The 17,341-nt window shown below is 40.3% G+C and carries 19 protein-coding genes and 1 riboswitch; of the genes, 4 read left to right on the top strand and 15 right to left on the bottom strand.

Annotation, left to right across the window (positions count from 1 at the left end; genetic code table 11):
• Positions 1–122: 122 nt before the first annotated feature.
• From J2S08_RS20190 to J2S08_RS20180, 3 genes are all read left to right on the top strand, one after another.
• On the top strand, positions 123–371 hold the full coding sequence (locus J2S08_RS20190; protein WP_307232783.1) for a YgaP family membrane protein: 249 nt from the start codon (positions 123–125) through the stop codon (positions 369–371).
• 667 nt (positions 372–1,038) lie between these two features.
• Positions 1,039–1,365: a PadR family transcriptional regulator gene (locus J2S08_RS20185; protein WP_307232781.1), complete on the top strand. Its 327-nt coding sequence runs from the start codon at positions 1,039–1,041 to the stop codon at positions 1,363–1,365.
• A gap of 5 nt (positions 1,366–1,370) precedes the next feature.
• Entirely contained in the window at positions 1,371–2,135 is a 765-nt protein-coding gene (locus tag J2S08_RS20180; protein WP_307232779.1) for an HAAS domain-containing protein, read from the top strand.
• Between the two features lie 577 nt (positions 2,136–2,712).
• On the opposite strand, the gene J2S08_RS20175 is transcribed toward J2S08_RS20180, so the two are convergent.
• Together J2S08_RS20175 and J2S08_RS20170 are read right to left on the bottom strand one after the other, a co-directional pair.
• Complete coding sequence (locus J2S08_RS20175; RefSeq protein ID WP_307232777.1) at positions 2,713–2,862, bottom strand: hypothetical protein; 150 nt, start codon at positions 2,860–2,862, stop codon at positions 2,713–2,715.
• A gap of 130 nt (positions 2,863–2,992) precedes the next feature.
• Positions 2,993–3,148 (bottom strand): hypothetical protein, encoded by a 156-nt coding sequence (locus J2S08_RS20170; protein ID WP_307232775.1) that lies wholly within the window; start codon positions 3,146–3,148, stop codon positions 2,993–2,995.
• Between the two features lie 289 nt (positions 3,149–3,437).
• On the opposite strand from J2S08_RS20170, the gene J2S08_RS20165 reads away from it, so the two are divergent.
• Complete coding sequence (locus tag J2S08_RS20165; RefSeq protein WP_307232773.1) at positions 3,438–3,605, top strand: hypothetical protein; 168 nt, start codon at positions 3,438–3,440, stop codon at positions 3,603–3,605.
• Here the strand turns inward: J2S08_RS20165 and purD are convergent.
• The 13 genes from purD to J2S08_RS20100 all read right to left on the bottom strand — a co-directional run bounded on the left by purD (position 3,600) and on the right by J2S08_RS20100 (position 17,083).
• On the bottom strand, positions 3,600–4,865 hold the full coding sequence (gene purD, locus J2S08_RS20160; RefSeq protein ID WP_307232771.1) for a phosphoribosylamine--glycine ligase: 1,266 nt from the start codon (positions 4,863–4,865) through the stop codon (positions 3,600–3,602). The two genes, J2S08_RS20165 and purD, sit on opposite strands and share 6 nt — an antisense overlap.
• A gap of 30 nt (positions 4,866–4,895) precedes the next feature.
• A complete protein-coding gene (purH, locus tag J2S08_RS20155; protein ID WP_307232769.1) occupies positions 4,896–6,431 on the bottom strand; it encodes a bifunctional phosphoribosylaminoimidazolecarboxamide formyltransferase/IMP cyclohydrolase in 1,536 nt (511 codons plus the stop codon).
• Entirely contained in the window at positions 6,409–7,014 is a 606-nt protein-coding gene (gene purN, locus J2S08_RS20150) for a phosphoribosylglycinamide formyltransferase (RefSeq protein WP_307232767.1), read from the bottom strand. Before purN ends, purH begins: the two co-directional genes overlap by 23 nt.
• The gene (purM, locus tag J2S08_RS20145; protein ID WP_307232765.1) at positions 7,011–8,054 is read right to left on the bottom strand and encodes a phosphoribosylformylglycinamidine cyclo-ligase; all 1,044 of its coding nucleotides are present in this window, start codon (positions 8,052–8,054) and stop codon (positions 7,011–7,013) included. Before purM ends, purN begins: the two co-directional genes overlap by 4 nt.
• A 34-nt stretch (positions 8,055–8,088) precedes the next feature.
• Positions 8,089–9,513 (bottom strand): amidophosphoribosyltransferase, encoded by a 1,425-nt coding sequence (purF, locus tag J2S08_RS20140; RefSeq protein WP_307232763.1) that lies wholly within the window; start codon positions 9,511–9,513, stop codon positions 8,089–8,091.
• Positions 9,498–11,717, bottom strand: coding sequence for a phosphoribosylformylglycinamidine synthase subunit PurL (purL, locus tag J2S08_RS20135; protein WP_307232761.1), 2,220 nt, complete (start codon positions 11,715–11,717; stop codon positions 9,498–9,500). Before purL ends, purF begins: the two co-directional genes overlap by 16 nt.
• The gene (purQ, locus tag J2S08_RS20130) at positions 11,701–12,387 is read right to left on the bottom strand and encodes a phosphoribosylformylglycinamidine synthase subunit PurQ (RefSeq protein WP_307232759.1); all 687 of its coding nucleotides are present in this window, start codon (positions 12,385–12,387) and stop codon (positions 11,701–11,703) included. The genes purL and purQ overlap by 17 nt, the downstream gene beginning before the upstream one ends.
• Entirely contained in the window at positions 12,384–12,638 is a 255-nt protein-coding gene (gene purS / locus J2S08_RS20125) for a phosphoribosylformylglycinamidine synthase subunit PurS (protein WP_307232757.1), read from the bottom strand. The genes purQ and purS overlap by 4 nt, the downstream gene beginning before the upstream one ends.
• Positions 12,639–12,719: 81 nt before the next feature.
• On the bottom strand, positions 12,720–14,015 hold the full coding sequence (gene purB, locus J2S08_RS20120) for an adenylosuccinate lyase (protein WP_307232755.1): 1,296 nt from the start codon (positions 14,013–14,015) through the stop codon (positions 12,720–12,722).
• Positions 14,008–15,165, bottom strand: a complete 1,158-nt coding sequence (purK, locus tag J2S08_RS20115) for a 5-(carboxyamino)imidazole ribonucleotide synthase (RefSeq protein WP_370875728.1) — start codon at positions 15,163–15,165, stop codon at positions 14,008–14,010. The genes purB and purK overlap by 8 nt, the downstream gene beginning before the upstream one ends.
• Positions 15,158–15,646, bottom strand: coding sequence for a 5-(carboxyamino)imidazole ribonucleotide mutase (gene purE / locus J2S08_RS20110; protein WP_307232753.1), 489 nt, complete (start codon positions 15,644–15,646; stop codon positions 15,158–15,160). Before purE ends, purK begins: the two co-directional genes overlap by 8 nt.
• A 520-nt stretch (positions 15,647–16,166) precedes the next feature.
• Positions 16,167–16,267: riboswitch (purine riboswitch) on the bottom strand.
• Between the two features lie 82 nt (positions 16,268–16,349).
• Positions 16,350–16,544, bottom strand: a complete 195-nt coding sequence (locus tag J2S08_RS20105; RefSeq protein WP_307232752.1) for an NETI motif-containing protein — start codon at positions 16,542–16,544, stop codon at positions 16,350–16,352.
• Positions 16,541–17,083, bottom strand: coding sequence for a DUF2179 domain-containing protein (locus tag J2S08_RS20100; RefSeq protein WP_307232750.1), 543 nt, complete (start codon positions 17,081–17,083; stop codon positions 16,541–16,543). The genes J2S08_RS20105 and J2S08_RS20100 overlap by 4 nt, the downstream gene beginning before the upstream one ends.
• Positions 17,084–17,341: the final 258 nt, after the last annotated feature.

The raw sequence follows: 17,341 nt of genomic DNA, 5'->3' as shown, positions 1-17,341 counted from the left end.
ACATTCCTCCATAAGGAAGCATTCAATTTTCTTTTTTCGTTCTTAATACTAACATATTCTTTTGTTTAAAGCACTAAAGGTATCGTAGATAATTGTAAACATTTTGTGAAGGTGAGGATAACATGAAAATAAAGCCTAATATTGGAATATTAAACGCATTGGTTCGCATTACTTGCGGGCTTACAATGTTGTCTTGGAGTACAGCACGCCTTTCGAGGGTGCCATGGAGACAATTTTACCTGATGACGGCGATGCTTGGTGCAATGAAAGTAGGAGAAGGCATTGTCCGCTACTGCCCAGTAACCGCTATGTTTCAAAAAACAAATGGCAAATGCATGTCCCAACAGCCAGAAACAGAAAATCCTTCTTAGCAGGAGGGTTTTTTTTTGCAAAAAAATAGTCGTATTTGACGATTCATGTTTGAAAGCAATACGTTTGCATTAATTAATATATTTAACGTATGCTGCGCTATCTATATTCACACGTTATAAAAAGTATAGCCACTAGTCAATTATTTATTACTCCCCCTTTATTTAACAACAATTAAGCTTTCGGTTTACTTTGTAATGAATAGTCTCCATAAAAATTTTTCCTTTTCATATTGATTACGTTAGCCTTCAGATATCACCAACATTCTCTTTTTGATCATCATGCTACAAGTAAAATATTGGCATATAGTACCGTGGTGCAAAACGAAACTTCACAAATAAATGAAACCGAAAACCTGATCCTTTTATTTATATGTAACATCTTTTGAATAACTTTTTCCTTATAATCGAATTACCTTTCCCATTTCCATCGTACGGTTCGTTGATCCCGTAAATCGCTTGAAGATAATTCTTTATGCCTTTCATGTCCGTTTATGGAACTTTTATTATTAAAACATACCAAAAAAAATATCTTGAGCTATTTTTAATGATATGCTAAAATCAAACTATCTTGTAATACAATACAGTTTGATTGCACCTCTTTTTTTTGCACAACTATATTGCATAACAAGTTAGTTTTTGTTTATTCCTTTCAAAAGGAGGGAGCTTATTGTCGTCAAGTCAAATATTAAAAGGAATTTTAGAGGGATGCCTCCTATCAATTATTAATAAAGGGGAAACCTATGGATATGAAATGATGGAAAAGTTATATGCCTATGGATTTACAATGGTTAGTGAAGGAAGCATTTATCCTTTGTTACTTAGAATGAGAAAAGAAGGGCTTGTGACGGCCGTTCAAAAAGAACTTCCTTCAGGAGGTCCCAAGCGAAAATATTATTCCTTAACCGTAAAAGGAAAAGAAGAATTGGAAGATTTTAAAAAGAAATGGAGTGCTATCTCAGATAGTGTTAATCATTTATTAGGTGAGGAAGGTTAACTTTTATGAATATATCAAAAGAAAGTCGTGATTTTTTAGAAAATCTAAGGGTCTATTTATTTTCCAGCGGAAAAAATGAAAAAGAAACTGAAGACATAATTGAAGAATTAGAGGATCACTTATATGAAGCTGAAAAAAATGGGAAAAGCGTAGCAGATATCATTGGAAAGACACCTAAAGAGTATATGGGACAATTAGCAAATGAAATGTCATTTGATTTTAAAGGATTGCTGAAATATATACCTATTATTATCTTGGGTGCAATTGCTTATATTGTAATGGGAGATGCAATACGTGGAGAAATGGAATACTCATTACTTGATTTGATTGGCTATCCATTTATTTTCATATTTGCCTTGTTTCTTACCACAGTCTTATTTAAGTATGTTGCAAGCAACAAAATATCCAAAATAAGAGAATGGTTATTATTCGGTATTATCGGAATGACACCAATGCTTTTATTTATTGCTTTAATCTATTTAAATAGATTTTATGATACACCCATTATTCAATTTGGAACGGCTGGAAATATGATTGCAATTGCTATGTCAATTTTAGTTTTTATTGGAATTGCATTATGGAGCAAAACATGGGTAACGATTATTCTTCCGATTACTTTATTTTTACCGGAGATTCTTCTAGATATGACAAACCTTCAGGAAAGCACAAAGTTAATATTAAATGGCACTATTATTCCACTATGTGTTGGGATTTACTTGCTAATCGTATTTAAAATAGAAAAAAATAAAGATAAAGTGAAACTTCCATGAGCGGAGGTTTTCTCTCATCCCCACTGGACAAGAAGTAGAACAAAGGCTAAGATCGCAACGTCCTCGAAAAGGAAACCGCTTTTCTTCGTGCGATGTATCGCTGCCGAAGCTTTCCTTGTCCTGTTGCAACGCCTTTGTGCCTACGTCCCGTAGGCCCGAATCAATCGGACATTTGACTTTCAGTTATCCCTCACCTAGACTTCTTCGATTCCTCTTACTCTTGAGGTAGGGGTCTTACTGCCGGTTAGATGTGGGATAAATAAAGTAAGCATTATCTTTGGAAGAATCATACTAAGAAAAAAGCCGATTCCTTCATAATAGAAGAAATCGGCTTTTTTTATATTCGAATTACTTATTGTACAATTTATGTTGGCGGTAATGATTGCCCCGCAGGTAGCAGAACAACCCCACCATATGTGGATCTTTATCCTTATACAAGATTCAAAATAACATACATTTCGTAATATGAATGAGATATCAGAGCAGCATAGATTTTCATAAGAAAAGAGCTATCCATAAGTCAGCAAATAAATGGCTTATAGACAGCTTTTTTCGGTGTTCTTCGAGAAATTATTTATCAACCATGATAAAGTGGATCATGTTCTCTTTTCAATTCACCTTTTGCCACTTCACTTGTAGTTGATATAGGAGTTGTGAACATAAACATTAATAGAAATACACCAAAAACAGCGCACCATTTCCCTTTCGAGTTTTTCAATAATTCCATGTGGACACCTCCTTCGTTCATTTTCACCCCAGCATATATTTCATATTTCCAATATTGATTTATAATCATGAAAAATCCATAAAACATCGAGCTAATCACTCTATATAGAGAACTCTTTGAAGAAATTCTTTTAGCAGCTAGTTTCAAGATCATGTTGTTCTTTCAAATCTGTACAAGCAGCTCCTTCACTTGTAGATGATGAGATAGGAGTTGTGAACATAAACATCAATAGAAATACGCTAAAAACGGCACACCATTTCCCTTTCGAGTTTTTCAATAATTCCATTTGAACACCTCCTTCATAAATCTTCTTTCGCTTCACTCATATATATTCAACATATTCTGAATTTTACCTTTATGATGATTAAAATTTTTTTCTGTTTAAAACGAAAAAGAGAGCACCTTTTAGAAAGTTACTCTCTTCATTTTAAGTGATTTGATTTTCGAATCTAGCCAACCATTTATTCATATAGACCTGGCTTTATCTTTTTTAAAATACTTAGAAACACTAAAAATCCGAGTTTTAACATTCCCATAATTACCGTCGCTATTGCAAAAAATAAGGGAGGTTAAGAGTGAGCTGGACGATAAATTATCTAATTCGGCTTATTAAAACTTCAAATGATAAATTGCTTACTTCCGCTTATAAATATCTGGATTCGAATGATAAACCATCCACTTCCATTTATTTGCACCACGATATAAAAAAGGAGCTGTCCTGGGCAGCTCCTGCTTTTTTATGAAACACCGATCGCACGTTTGCCTATATCAGTGCGATAGAAAAATTGCGGTGAATCGAGTTTGTTCATTTCTGCATATACTTTCTCGCTTGCATCCTCAAGCGTATTTGCCTGTGCTGCCACTAAGAGGACTCGGCCGCCAGCAACAACGTATTCAGCTTTTTCTGTTTTGCTTGTTCCAGCGTGATAGACGTGAACTTCATCCGTTATTTGCTCTAAACCAATGATTGGGCTGCCTTTTTCATATGCTTCAGGATAGCCTTTTGAAGCAAGTACGACGCCTAGTGTTGCTTGATGGTTCCATTCGATGACAGGTTCTTTGTCATCAAGAATATCAAGAATTAGTTTTACTAAATCTGAAGTTAATCGCGGCAGCACGACTTGTGTTTCTGGATCACCAAAGCGTGCATTAAATTCAATCACCTTTGGACCAGCTGCAGTGATAATCAACCCTGCATATAAGATACCTGTAAAGCTGCGGCCTTCTTGTACCATTGCTTTTGCTGTCGGCTGTAAAATCTCTTCGATTGCCTGATCAATGATTGACTGTGGAATATGGGGAACAGGGGAGTACGCTCCCATTCCACCTGTGTTTGGTCCTTTATCGCCATCATAAGCACGTTTATGATCTTGGGCGGCAACCATTGGGTAGACTTTTTCACCTTTTACGAAAGCCATTAAGGAAACCTCTTCACCCGCTAAGAATTCCTCAATGACCACTTTTTTTGATGCTTCGCCAAATTTCTTAGCAAGCAGCATGTCTTTTAAAGCCTGCAATGCTTCTGTCTTTGTTAAAGCGACAACAACGCCTTTGCCTGCTGCAAGTCCATCTGCCTTAATGACAATAGGTGCACCTTTCTCCTCAACATATGCGGCTGCTTCTTCGTACGAATAAAACGTTGCATAATCACCAGAAGGAATCTGATATTTATTCAACAAATCCTTTGTAAATGATTTACTGCCTTCAATGATTGCCGCTTCTTTGCGAGGGCCAAACACTTTCAGACCAGCTGCTTCAAATTCATTGACAATTCCCGCAAGCAGCGGATTTTCAGGCCCAACAATGGTCAGGTCAATGGCTTCTTTCTTGGCAAAATCAACAAGCTCACTTATTTGCGTCTCCTTGATTGGAACAATAATAGCATGCTCGGAAATGCCGCCGTTTCCTGGCGCACAAAAAACGTTTGTAACAAAGGCGCTTTCAGCCGCTTTTTTACAAATGGCATGTTCACGGCCGCCGCTGCCAATGACTAACACTTTCATGATTTTCTCCTCCCCATATTTACTGAAAAATTAATGTTTAAAATGACGAACCCCTGTAAATACCATTGCAATTCCGGCTTTATTTGCTGCTTGAATCGACTCTTCATCGCGGACGGAGCCGCCTGGCTGAATGATAGCCGTTATTCCTGCTTTAGCCGCTGCTTCCACCGTATCAGCCATTGGGAAAAAGGCATCAGATGCAAGCACAGCACCTTTCGCTTTTTCTCCAGCTTGTTCTAAAGCAATCTTTGCAGCGCCGACGCGATTCATTTGTCCTGCACCAATACCTAAAGTCATTTCTTCATTCGCCACCACAATCGCATTCGACTTCACATGGCGTACAACCTTCCATCCAAGCTGTAAAGCCTTCATTTCTTCTGCTGTAGGTGTTCGCTCTGTCATAACTTTTAAAGCATCTTCATCAAGGACTTTCGCATCTTGATCCTGCACTAGCAAACCGCCAGCTACAGATGTGAGCATTTTTTCTGTTTCTCCTTTTGTTTCAAAAGGAACAGTAAGCAGGCGCAAATTCTTTTTCTTCGTTAAAAGGGCTGAAGCTTCTTCTGTAAAGGCTGGAGCTACAATGATTTCAAGAAAAATGTCATAAAGCTGCTGCGCAGTCTCTTCATCAACAATCCGATTAAAAGCAATAATACCGCCGAAAATAGAAGTTGGATCTGCTTGATACGCTTTGGCAAATGCAGTGGATGCATCTTCACCAATGCCAACTCCGCATGGATTCATATGCTTAACGGCAACAGCAGCTGGCTGTTCAAATTCCCTCACAATTTGTAAAGCTGCATCAGCGTCGCGAATATTATTGTAAGAAAGTTCCTTCCCATGATGCTGCTGAGCATGCGCAATTGAAAATTCCGCTCCTAATGGATTCACATAAAAGGCAGCCTGTTGATGTGGATTTTCACCGTAGCGAAGCGGCTGTTTTAATTCATATGTATAAGTCACACGTTCTGGACTTTCTTCGCCTGTAAGCTCTGTCATATAGCCAGCAATATAAGCATCATAAGCAGCAGTATGGCGGAATACTTTGGCGGCAAGTTTTCTTCTCGTTTCTATGTCCACCGTTCCAGATGCTTTTAGCATATCTATTACTTGATCGTAATCGGCGGCATCGACGACAACTGTTACGTATTGATGATTTTTAGCAGCTGCACGAAGCATTGTCGGCCCGCCAATATCAATATTTTCAATCGCGTCCTCTACCGTTACATTTGGCTTCGCAATTGTCTGTTGAAAAGGATATAGGTTGACACAGACAAGATGAATCGGTGTAATTCCTTGTGCTTCTAATTGTGCTTGATGCTCGGGAACATCGTGTTTTGCAAGCAGTCCGCCATGGACAAATGGATGCAGCGTCTTCACTCTTCCCTCTAAAATTTCGGGGAATCCTGTGATTGATTCAACACCTTTTACAGCGAGGCCATTCTCCTCTAAAATCGTTTTTGTGCCTCCAGTGGAAATGATTTCATAGTCAAGTGCAATCAGTTTCTGCACAAATTCAACAATTCCCGTTTTATCAGACACACTAATTAACGCTCTTTTTACCATGTTCGGCTCCCTCCGACGCTTGATGAAATAGTTGTTGTAAAGTAGCTGGATAAAAACGATGCTCCAGCTCGTGAATCTTAGCGGCTAACGTTTCTTCCGTATCTTTGCTGCATACTTTTACACGTTTTTGAGCAATGATTGGTCCTGTATCCATGCCTTCATCGACAAAATGAATCGTTACACCTGTTTCCTCTACACCTGCTCGAAGTGCCTGGCCAATTGCATCGATTCCAGGAAAAGCAGGAAGCAATGACGGATGAATATTGATAATTTTGTTTGAAAATCGTTCTAGCAATGTCGGGCCAATCAACCGCATATAGCCTGCTAACACAAGATATTCGATTTTAAGCTTCTCCAACTCTGCCGCAATTTGACGTTCAAATGCTGCTTTTGAAGCATATGCTTTCGGCTGAAACGCAAACGTATCTATTCCTGATTGTTTCGCTCTTTTCAACACAAAGGCATCCTGCTTATCACAAACTAACAGCTTCACTTCCGCGGCTAAATCGCCAGACTGAATCGCATCAATAATCGCTTGAAAGTTGCTGCCATTACCAGAAGCAAAAACGGCAATGCTCGTCATGATAATTTCCCCACAGAGGAAAATTGTACGCCGTTTCCTTTGCAAACCGTTCCAATTTGGTATACTTCTTCTCCATGTTCTTCTAGTACTTGTGTAATAGACTCCACATCTTCTCGTTCCACAGCTATAACCATGCCAATTCCCATATTGAAAATATTAAACATTTCTTCTTGTTTCAACTCTCCATATTTCTCAAGTGCCGTAAAAATTGGGAGAATCGGCCATGAGCCTAGCTTAATAGTAGCGCCTAGCCCCTCTGGCAGCATTCTTGGGATATTTTCAATAAAACCGCCTCCCGTAATATGAGCCATACCGTTCAAACGGTGCTGCCTCATTGCTGCGATCATTGGTTTTACATAAATTTTAGTCGGCTGCAACAATACCTCGCCAAGGGGCATGTCAAGCTCAGGAAGCTTTTCCTTTAGAGAAAACTGGTGTGTGTCAAAAAAGATTTTTCGGACAAGAGAATAGCCGTTGCTATGAATGCCACTTGAAGCTAGACCAAGTAGCACATTCCCTTCCGTTATATGATCGCCAGTGATTAAACTGCTCTTTTCACAGGCTCCAACTGCAAAACCCGCTACATCATATTCTTGTACATCATACATGCCTGGCATTTCTGCTGTTTCACCGCCTATTAAAGCACAACCAGCCAGTTCGCAGCCATCGGCAATTCCTTTCACGATTTGCTCGATTTTATCAGGCACCGCTTTTCCACACGCTATATAGTCAAGAAAATATAAAGGCTCTGCACCTTGCACAACAATATCATTGACACACATTGCAACACAATCGATCCCGATCGTATCATGTTTATCCATCTTAAACGCAAGCATCAGCTTCGTTCCTACACCATCAGTACCAGAGACAAGCACTGGTTCCTTCATGTTAAGAGCGGAAAGATCAAAGATTCCTCCAAAACTTCCAAGCTGTCCTAAGACACCTAGCCGTGAAGTTCTTGCGACGTGCTTTTTGATTTTTTTCACAGTCTCGTAGCCTGCTTCAATATCGACCCCAGCCTGCCGATAAGCCTCTGCCATTATCATTTCCTCCCTCATCTTCCAACGTTCATTTTTAATATTTTATATATTCTTTTTCATAAGGAAGCAGCGTATCAGGATAAATTTCAGTTGGATATTTGCCTGTAAAGCAAGCCATACATTGTCCACAATATTCTCCGTCGTCTTCTCTACCGATCGCTTTTACTGTTCCTTCTACACTAAGAAATGTTAATGTGTCCGCACCGATCATCTCTCTCATTTCTTCAACACTATGTTTAGAGGCCATTAATTCTTCATGAGTAGAAGTATCAATGCCATAAAAACATGGATTTTTCATCGGGGGAGAGCTGATCACGACATGGACTTCAACTGCCCCGGCTTCTTTTAGCATGTTCACAATCCTCTTACTCGTTGTTCCTCGTACGATCGAATCATCTACCATAATGACACGCTTTCCTTCGACAACACGCCGTACAGGGGCCAGCTTCATTTTGACACCTTGCTCGCGAAGCGCTTGCGATGGCTTAATAAACGTACGGCCGACGTAGCGATTTTTAATCAATCCTATTTCATAAGGAATGCCCGCTTCTTCGGCATAGCCGATTGCAGCTGAAATGCTAGAATCAGGAACGCCTGTCACGACATCTGCCTCAATTTTTGCTTCTTTTGCAAGCTGCTTGCCGAGATTTTTTCGTGCAGTATGAATGTTGATCCCGCTAATATTACTATCAGGGCGGGAAAAATAAACATATTCCATCGTACACATGGCACTTGTTGCAGTGAGAGAGAATTTTTCTGCATGCAGTCCGTCATCATTAATGATCAATAATTCTCCAGGCTCAACATCGCGGACAAAATCGGCGCCAATAATATCAAATGCACATGTTTCGGAAGCAACACAGTAAGCTTCGCCAACCCGGCCGATTGAAAGCGGCCTTAAACCATTTGGATCAAGCGCCACCATCAGTTCCGTTTCTGTCATTAAGACAAAAGCATAGGCGCCCTTCACCATTGTTAAGGCATTGATCAACTTTTCTTTCATGTCGATATAGCCGCTTCGTTTAATTAAATGAGCAAGCACTTCTAAATCAGAGTTCGATTGAAAGATGCTTCCCTGCATTTCGAGCTGATGTTTTAACGCATTGGCATTAATGAGATTGCCGTTATGGGCAAGAGCCATACTACCGCTTTGCGAATGGAAAAGGAGCGGCTGAATATTTTCAGGACCGCGCCCTCCTGCAGCTGAGTAGCGAACATGCCCAATTGCAGCATAACCTCTTAACTCTCCCATTTTTTCTTCATTAAAGATTTCTGTCACAAGGCCTGCTTCTTTCACGCCATGCAGATGCTTTCCATCCGTTACAACGATGCCTGCGCCTTCTTGGCCGCGATGCTGCAAGCTGTGAAGACCGTAATACGTAATTTGCGCTGCATCATGATGCCCCCAGATTGCAAATACTCCACACTCTTCATGTAAGCCCCTTACTTCAGCAAGCATGGAATAGCTCCTTTCCAAGCGGCTTCCAATTCTTTTATATTCGATTGCAGAAGGGTGTCTCCCTTTTCATCATTGATTGTTAAACTTGTATCGTTTACTACTTCTCCAATTGCTACAGCATCTTCAACAAGTGCTTCAAATGTAGCTTGATTCGCTTTTTTAACCGATAGAATGAAACGTGATTGCGATTCGCTGAATAAAGCGACAACTGGATTGCCTGCTAATGTCACTGCAGCTCCGAGACCAGTTCCAAATAAGGACTCTGCTAGAGCAACCCCGACACCGCCCTCAGAAACATCATGGGCTGAAGCAACTAATCCTTTTTGAATTGCTGTTAAAATTGCTTTTTGCCGCTTTGCTTCTACGTCTAAATCAATCGCAGGAGCTTTTCCAAAAATCTTGCCATTGATCATTTTTTGCAGTTCACTGCCGCCAAATGCAGGTTTCGTTTCTCCAACTAAATAAATGATATCTCCTGCCTCTTTAAAGGACTGCGTCGTAATATGATCAACATCTTTGATTAACCCAACCATGCCAATAATTGGCGTCGGATAAATAGCAGTGCCATTTGCTTCATTGTAAAGAGAAACATTTCCCCCAATGACGGGACTATTTAAGCTGATGCATGCTTCACTAATCCCATCAGCAGCTTTTGAAATTTGCCAAAAAATCTCTGGATTTTCAGGACTTCCGAAGTTCAAACCATCTGTGATTGCAAGCGGTTCAGCACCTGAGCAAACGACGTTTCGTGCTGCTTCTGCAACCGCGATTTTCCCGCCAATTTCAGGATCTAAATATAAATAACGAGCGTTACAGTCTGTCGTCATCGCAATTGCTTTTCTTGTACCGCGAATACGTATGACACCCGCATCGGAGCCAGGAGCAACTACTGTATTTGTGCCCGCTGTATAGTCGTATTGGCGATAAGCCCATTCTTTACTGGCGATCGTTGGCTGCTGCAAAAGCTCAAGAAGCGTCTCGTAATAATTTTCAACCGCTGGGATTTCCTCTTTCATTGCTTGGAACTCCCGATAATAAGCAGGTTCTGCTGTCGGTTTATTGTAAACTGGTGCATCTTCTGCTAAAGCATCTACAGGTACTTCTGCTACAATGTTTCCATGATGGAGCAAGCGCAGCATTTTATCATCTGTTACTTTTCCAACCACTACCGCTTCCAGGTCATATTTAGCAAATAAATCAATCATTTCTTGTTCTCGGCCCTTTTTGATGACAATAAGCATCCGTTCTTGAGACTCAGAAAGCATCATTTCATATGCTGTCATCCCTGCTTCACGCTGAGGAACTAAATCTAAATTCATTTCGATGCCAGAACCCGCTTTACTAGCCATCTCCGCTGATGAGCTCGTTAAACCAGCCGCTCCCATATCTTGAATCCCGATAAGTGCATCAGAATGGACAAGCTCCAGGCATGCTTCCATTAAGACTTTCTCCAAAAATGGATCGCCTGCTTGAACCGCTGGACGTTCCTCATCTCCATCCTCCGTTAATTCCTCGGATGCAAAAGTCGCTCCATGAATGCCATCGCGGCCTGTTTTCGCACCAACGTACATGACAGTATTGCCAATCCCCTTTGCTTGCCCCTTTTGAATATCTTCATGATTAATCAAACCGACACACATTGCATTGACAAGCGGATTGCCATCATAAGAACGATCAAATTGAATTTCACCGCCGACAGTTGGTACGCCAATACTATTGCCGTAACCGGCAATGCCAGCAATCACTTCTTTTAGTAAGTATTTGACGCGAGGAGAATCCAATTCACCAAAACGAAGCGAATTTAACATTGCAATTGGTCTTGCTCCCATTGAGAAAACATCACGAAGGATGCCGCCGACTCCAGTTGCAGCACCTTGATAAGGTTCAATCGCAGACGGGTGATTATGGCTTTCAATCTTAAAGACAACTGCTTGATTATCCCCGATATCTACAATACCAGCACCTTCTCCTGGTCCTTGCAGCACTCTTTCGCCCGTAACAGGAAATTTTCGTAAAACAGGCTTAGAATTCTTATAGCTGCAATGCTCTGACCACATAACGGAGAAAAGTCCGATTTCAGTATAGTTTGGCAATCTTCCTAATATTTTTTCTACCATTTGAAATTCTTCATCCGTTACACCCATTTGTCGATACAGCTTTTCTTCTTTTATTTGCGTTTCATTTGGCTCAAGCATGAATGGCACCTGCTTCCTTCCAATGTTTTACAATCGACTGAAATAGCTTCAGACCATCTGTGCTTCCAAGCAGCAATTCTACTGCTCTTTCTGGATGCGGCATCATCCCAAGTACATTCCCTTTTTGATTCATAATACCAGCGATATGTTCGATGCTTCCGTTTGGATTCTCATCCACATAGGTAAAAATAATTTGGTTGTGTTTCTTTAATGCCTGCAACGTTTCTTTATCACAATAGTAGTTTCCTTCACTATGAGCAATTGGCAGCCGAATCTTTTCATCTTTTTCATTTAAAGATGTGAATGGTGTCTGCTCGTTTTCTACTTTTATTTGAATAGACTGACAGATAAATTGTAAATGATCATTTCGTTTCATCGCTCCTGGGAGCAATCCTGCTTCTAACAATATTTGAAAGCCATTTGCTACCCCTAGAATCAGTTTGCCTTTTTCAGCAGCAGCTGCCACTGCTTTCATGACAGGTGTTTGTCCTGCAATCGCTCCCGGCCGCAAGTAATTCCCATAGGAAAGTCCCCCTGGCAATACGATCGCATCATATTGCTCCAGTTGATCGATACGATGAGAGACGAGATCCGCCTCTTCACCGAGTATATCTTTTATTGCATTGTATATATCCTCTGCACCGCTTGAGCCAGGAAAGGAGATGACAGCAAACTTCATTGTGCCTCACACTCCTCAACCTCATAACGATAATCTTCAATTACTGTATTGACTAACAAACGCTCACACATTTCTTTAATCGCTTCATCAATCGGCTTTTCTGTTTTTTGCAGCTCTAATTCAATATATTTGCCGACTCTGACTGTTTCGACATTGTGATAGGACATGCTGTGCAATGACTGCTTTACAGCTGTTCCTTGAGGATCAATCACACTTTCTCTTAATGTTACATAAACTTTCACTTTTAACATAATGTGTCTCCCTCTCTCCTATTATTTAGGTTTTTTAGTGATGTTGCGCTTGTTTCTTCTTTGCAAGTATCGTATCTTTCGTTATTGCAATCCAACACGTGAAAATATCGTATCTACCTGTTTTAAATGGTAGCGATAGTCAAAACAATCAGCTATTTCTTCTTGGGTGAGTTTTTCCTTTACAACTTCATTCGCTTCTATTAAGGTTTTGAATTGCACTTGTTTCTCCCAGGCTTCCATTGCTGTTGGCTGCACAATATCATACGCTTGCTCTCGAGACATTCCTTTATCAATTAAAGCTAATAGAACACGCTGAGAAAAAATGATTCCAAAAGTGCGATCCATATTTCGTTTCATGTTTTCAGGGAAAACCGTAAGATTTTTAACAATATTTCCAAACCGCTGCAGCATATAATGAAGTGCAATCGTCGCATCAGGAAGGATAATACGTTCGGCAGAAGAATGTGAAATATCACGTTCATGCCATAAGGCAACATTCTCATAAGCTGTGTGCATGTAACCTCTAATGACACGGGCCATCCCTGTCATATTTTCTGAGCCTATCGGATTGCGCTTATGCGGCATTGCGGAAGAACCCTTTTGACCTTTGGCAAAAAATTCTTCTACTTCACGGGTCTCGCTTTTTTGCAGACCGCGAATCTCAACTGCAAACTTTTCAATAGATGTCGCAATTAATGCAAGTGTTCCTACATAATGAGCATGCCGATCACGCTGCAATGTTTGCGTAGAGATTGGAGCAGGCTGCAAGCCAAGCTTTTCACATACATACTTCTCTACGAAAGGATCAATATTTGCGAATGTTCCAACCGCACCAGACATTTTCCCGAATGCAACTCCAGCTGCTGCCTGTTTGAAACGTTCAAGATTGCGTTTCATCTCTTCATACCATAACGCCATTTTTAGTCCAAAAGTGGTTGGTTCCGCATGTACTCCATGTGTACGTCCCATCATCACTGTATGCTTATGTTCGATTGCTTTATCGCGCAAAACAGCAATAAAGTTTTCCAATGTTTCGAGCAGAATCGCATTTGCTTGCTTTAATAAGTAAGAAAGAGCTGTATCTACTACATCCGTTGATGTCAGGCCATAATGCACCCATTTGCGCTCCTCTCCTAATGATTCTGAAACCGCCCTTGTAAAAGCAATCACATCGTGGCGTGTTTCTTCTTCAATTTCTTTAATGCGATCTACTTGAAAAGCTGCTTTTTCACGTATTTTTTGAACGTCTTCCTTAGGAATTTCACCAAGTTCAGCCCATGCCTCACATGCTAAGATCTCTACCTCCAGCCATGCACGATAGCGATTTTCCTCTGTCCAAATGGCTCCCATTTCTGGGCGAGTATAACGTTCAATCATTGACAATGCCTCCATTTTCCAGTGCTGAAATCCAAATTTTTCTTGTTTCAATTTCGTTTACTGTTTTATCTATATCATCAGTCAATATGGTAATGTGGCCCATTTTACGGTTTTGTTTCGCCTCTTCTTTTCCGTAAAGGTGAATCGACCATGTAGGTTTTTCAGCAATTGCATTCATCACTGCTTTAACATGCTGGCCTAAAATATTTACCATTACGACTGGTTTCAAAAGTTCCGGTTCTTTCAACGGCCAATTGCAAACAGCACGTACATGCTGGCCAAATTGAGAGATATCACATGCTTCAATTGTATAATGCCCAGAATTGTGCGGTCTTGGCGCAAGTTCATTTACATACAGTTCTCCATCTCTCGTTAAAAACATTTCTACAGCTAATGTGCCGATAAGCTCAAGATGGCTGGCAATTTTCTTTGCCAATGCTACTGCTTTTTTATGTACATGAGTGACTATTCTTGCTGGGGCAATCGTTTCATGCAAAATATTATTGACATGAATATTTTCTGCGACAGGAAAAGTCGTCATATCTCCACGAATGCTTCTCGTCACGATCACCGATATTTCTTTTTCAAAAGGAAGCCACGATTCTAATACACATGGTCCATGCTCTAGCAGCTGTCCAGCAGCATTTATTTCATCGTGCCGTCTTATCACAAATTGGCCTTTTCCATCATATCCGCCTATTGATGTTTTCAGTACACAAGGAAAGCCAATTTCCTCCACTCCAGTAAGTAATGATTCCATGTTATCGATCACTGCATAAGGTGCAACCTTCACACCAGCTTCCACGAGCGCTTGTTTTTCAAGAATACGATTTTGTGTGATTTTAATGATGTCGGCTCCTTGCGGAACATATGCTTTCTCTGTCAACCATTGCAAAGCTTCATAATCAATATTTTCAAATTCATATGTGATCACATCACTTTTTTCAGCTAATTGCAACAGCGCATCACGATCGTCATAGGAAGCAATAATCTGCTCATCTGCAACTTGTCCACAAGGGGAAGGAAAGCCCGGCTCTAATACGACGATGCGAAAGCCAGCTTCCTTCGCTGCTAGTGCCATCATTCTGCCTAACTGTCCGCCGCCGATAATCCCGATCGTTTTTCCTGGTAGAATAATCGACTTAGTCAAGTTGATCACTACTTTCTAACACCATTTTCTCTAATGCTTTCCTTCGTTTTTCCAATTGGTTCGCAACTGCTTGGTTAAAGGTTGACAAAATTTGCGCTGCTAATAAACCGGCATTGACAGCGCCTGCTTTTCCAATTGCAACCGTTGCAACTGGAACTCCACCTGGCATTTGCACAATCGACAATAAAGAATCTAGGCCATTTAATGCTTTTGATTGAACAGGAACACCAACTACTGGAAGCGTTGTTTTTGCTGCGATCATCCCTGGAAGATGTGCAGCGCCTCCAGCTCCCGCAATGATCACTTTTAAACCGCGAGTCCTAGCTTTTTCTGCATATTCGAACATTAAATCAGGTGTTCGATGAGCAGATACAACTTTTTTTTCATATGTAATATGAAGCTCATCTAAGATGTCACATGCATGCTTCATCGTCTCCCAATCTGATGTGCTTCCCATTATCACGCCAACTTCAGCTGTCATTTTTGCGCGCCTCCAGCTCTTTATTTTTAAATAGGTGTCATCTCTTAGTTGTTTACATTAAACATGCCTATTATAAAGTGAAACTTCCATCAGTGGGGGTTTTCTCTCATCGCCCACTGGACAAGAAGTAGAACAAAGGCTAAGATCGCAGGTGTCCTCGAAAAGGAAACCGCTTTTCTTCGTGCGATGTATCGCTGCCGATGCTTTCCTTGTCCTGTTGCAACGCCTTTGTGACCTACGTCCTCGAAAAAGGAGAGCACTTTTTCTTCGTGCGATGCTAATTCAAGAAGCTTTCCTTATCCTGTAGGCCCTAACCATTCGGACATTTGACTTTCAGTTTCCCTCACCTAGACTTCTTCGATTCCTCTTACTCTTGAGGTGGGGGTCTTACTGCCAGTTAGATGTGGGATAAAACAATCGGTTAAAAACAAAAAACCTAGATAAACTGACTCCAATATGAGAGAAAGCAGTTCATCCAGGATAGACATGCATAAGAAAATAAGCACATTGAACACATGCTACCATTATCTACTTTCCTCATAGTCCAGTTATTTAAGGTAACCGGGTAGAGACTTATGGGCCATATTCCCATTATATATGAGGGTTATTCGTTTTTTTACACTTTTATCTTATCAATCATTAAGCAAGAAGTCAACGCTTTAAATCGAACATTCATATGTTTATAAAAAGATATCGTTCGTGTTTAGTCTATTTTTACCCCTTCAAAAATGATTTTTTGCCGAAAAGGAGCATATTTTGCCTTGTTGTCTGCTGTTAATTCTTTAAATATTGGTTTTTCTACTCTTTTAATCGGACGATAGCCTGCTTCAGACATCCGCTGCAAGCATTCTGATATCGTTTCATTCTCTTTTACTTCAAATAATTTTTTGTTCGTCATTGGCTTAATTTCCCCTTTTTTACACTTTTCACCCAAAATCCTCCATGTATTGTTTTTGGTTCATATGCGATAATAAATGCCTTCGGATCTAGCTCTTTAATTACTTGATACAACTTTAATTCATATTTCCGGGGTGTTAAAATTTGTAGTGCCATTCTTTCACCTTCCAAACCATGAGTGGCCCAGTTTGTTACCCCATATCCACGAGAACGCAAAGCCTTCGGCAAATCTTTGTCATATTCTTTTGTAATCACATTCACTGTTATATACCCAAGCGCCATCTTTTCTTCGATCTTCATGCCGACAATGACACCGATCCCATATCCAACTGCATAAGCAATAATATTTTGGATTTGGTTAAGATTATCCAGCACAAGCCCTAGACCAACAATATAAATCATGACTTCAACGATACTAACAAAGGCGGCAGCATAACGATATCCTTTTAATGTTAAAATCATTCTTGTTGTAAAAAAAGACACATAGACAATATTAATAACCAAAATAATGATTGCCATTACAACGCTGTTTTGCAGCATGCCTATCTCTCCTTACTTGTTGTTCAATAAAATCTGATTGTGCCAAAAACCATTGCAATAAGTGTACTAAATATTTCTATTTTTTGATAGATATATTTATTTGGCAAAAAGACTCCCACCTCAACGAGTGTGAACGGCGATAAACGGAGTGGGTAAGAAGGAAATAAAGTGAAACTTCCATCAGTGGGGGTTTTCTCTCATCCCCCACTGATGGTTAGTTGAACCAATCGGACATTTACTGGCAGTTATCCCCCACCT

Origin of the sequence: Bacillus chungangensis, from assembly GCF_030812995.1 — a bacterium.
Lineage (GTDB): Bacteria > Bacillota > Bacilli > Bacillales > Bacillaceae_C > Bacillus_CF > Bacillus_CF chungangensis.
This window is presented reverse-complemented; position numbering and strand designations above follow the sequence as displayed.

Bases quoted from the DNA above. Each gene is read 5' to 3' on its own strand.
- J2S08_RS20190 (WP_307232783.1), top strand. From the start codon at position 123: ATGAAAATAAAGCCTAATATTGGAATATTAAACGCATTGGTTCGCATT.
- J2S08_RS20180 (WP_307232779.1), top strand. From the start codon at position 1,371: ATGAATATATCAAAAGAAAGTCGTGATTTTTTAGAAAATCTAAGGGTC.
- J2S08_RS20175 (WP_307232777.1), bottom strand. From the start codon at position 2,862: ATGGAATTATTGAAAAACTCGAAAGGGAAATGGTGCGCTGTTTTTGGT.
- J2S08_RS20170 (WP_307232775.1), bottom strand. From the start codon at position 3,148: ATGGAATTATTGAAAAACTCGAAAGGGAAATGGTGTGCCGTTTTTAGC.
- purD (WP_307232771.1), bottom strand. From the start codon at position 4,865: ATGAAAGTGTTAGTCATTGGCAGCGGCGGCCGTGAACATGCCATTTGT.
- purH (WP_307232769.1), bottom strand. From the start codon at position 6,431: ATGGTAAAAAGAGCGTTAATTAGTGTGTCTGATAAAACGGGAATTGTT.
- purN (WP_307232767.1), bottom strand. From the start codon at position 7,014: ATGACGAGCATTGCCGTTTTTGCTTCTGGTAATGGCAGCAACTTTCAA.
- purM (WP_307232765.1), bottom strand. From the start codon at position 8,054: ATGGCAGAGGCTTATCGGCAGGCTGGGGTCGATATTGAAGCAGGCTAC.
- purF (WP_307232763.1), bottom strand. From the start codon at position 9,513: ATGCTTGCTGAAGTAAGGGGCTTACATGAAGAGTGTGGAGTATTTGCA.
- purQ (WP_307232759.1), bottom strand. From the start codon at position 12,387: ATGAAGTTTGCTGTCATCTCCTTTCCTGGCTCAAGCGGTGCAGAGGAT.
- purS (WP_307232757.1), bottom strand. From the start codon at position 12,638: ATGTTAAAAGTGAAAGTTTATGTAACATTAAGAGAAAGTGTGATTGAT.
- purB (WP_307232755.1), bottom strand. From the start codon at position 14,015: ATGATTGAACGTTATACTCGCCCAGAAATGGGAGCCATTTGGACAGAG.
- purE (WP_307232753.1), bottom strand. From the start codon at position 15,646: ATGACAGCTGAAGTTGGCGTGATAATGGGAAGCACATCAGATTGGGAG.
- J2S08_RS20105 (WP_307232752.1), bottom strand. From the start codon at position 16,544: ATGACGAACAAAAAATTATTTGAAGTAAAAGAGAATGAAACGATATCA.
- J2S08_RS20100 (WP_307232750.1), bottom strand. From the start codon at position 17,083: ATGCTGCAAAACAGCGTTGTAATGGCAATCATTATTTTGGTTATTAAT.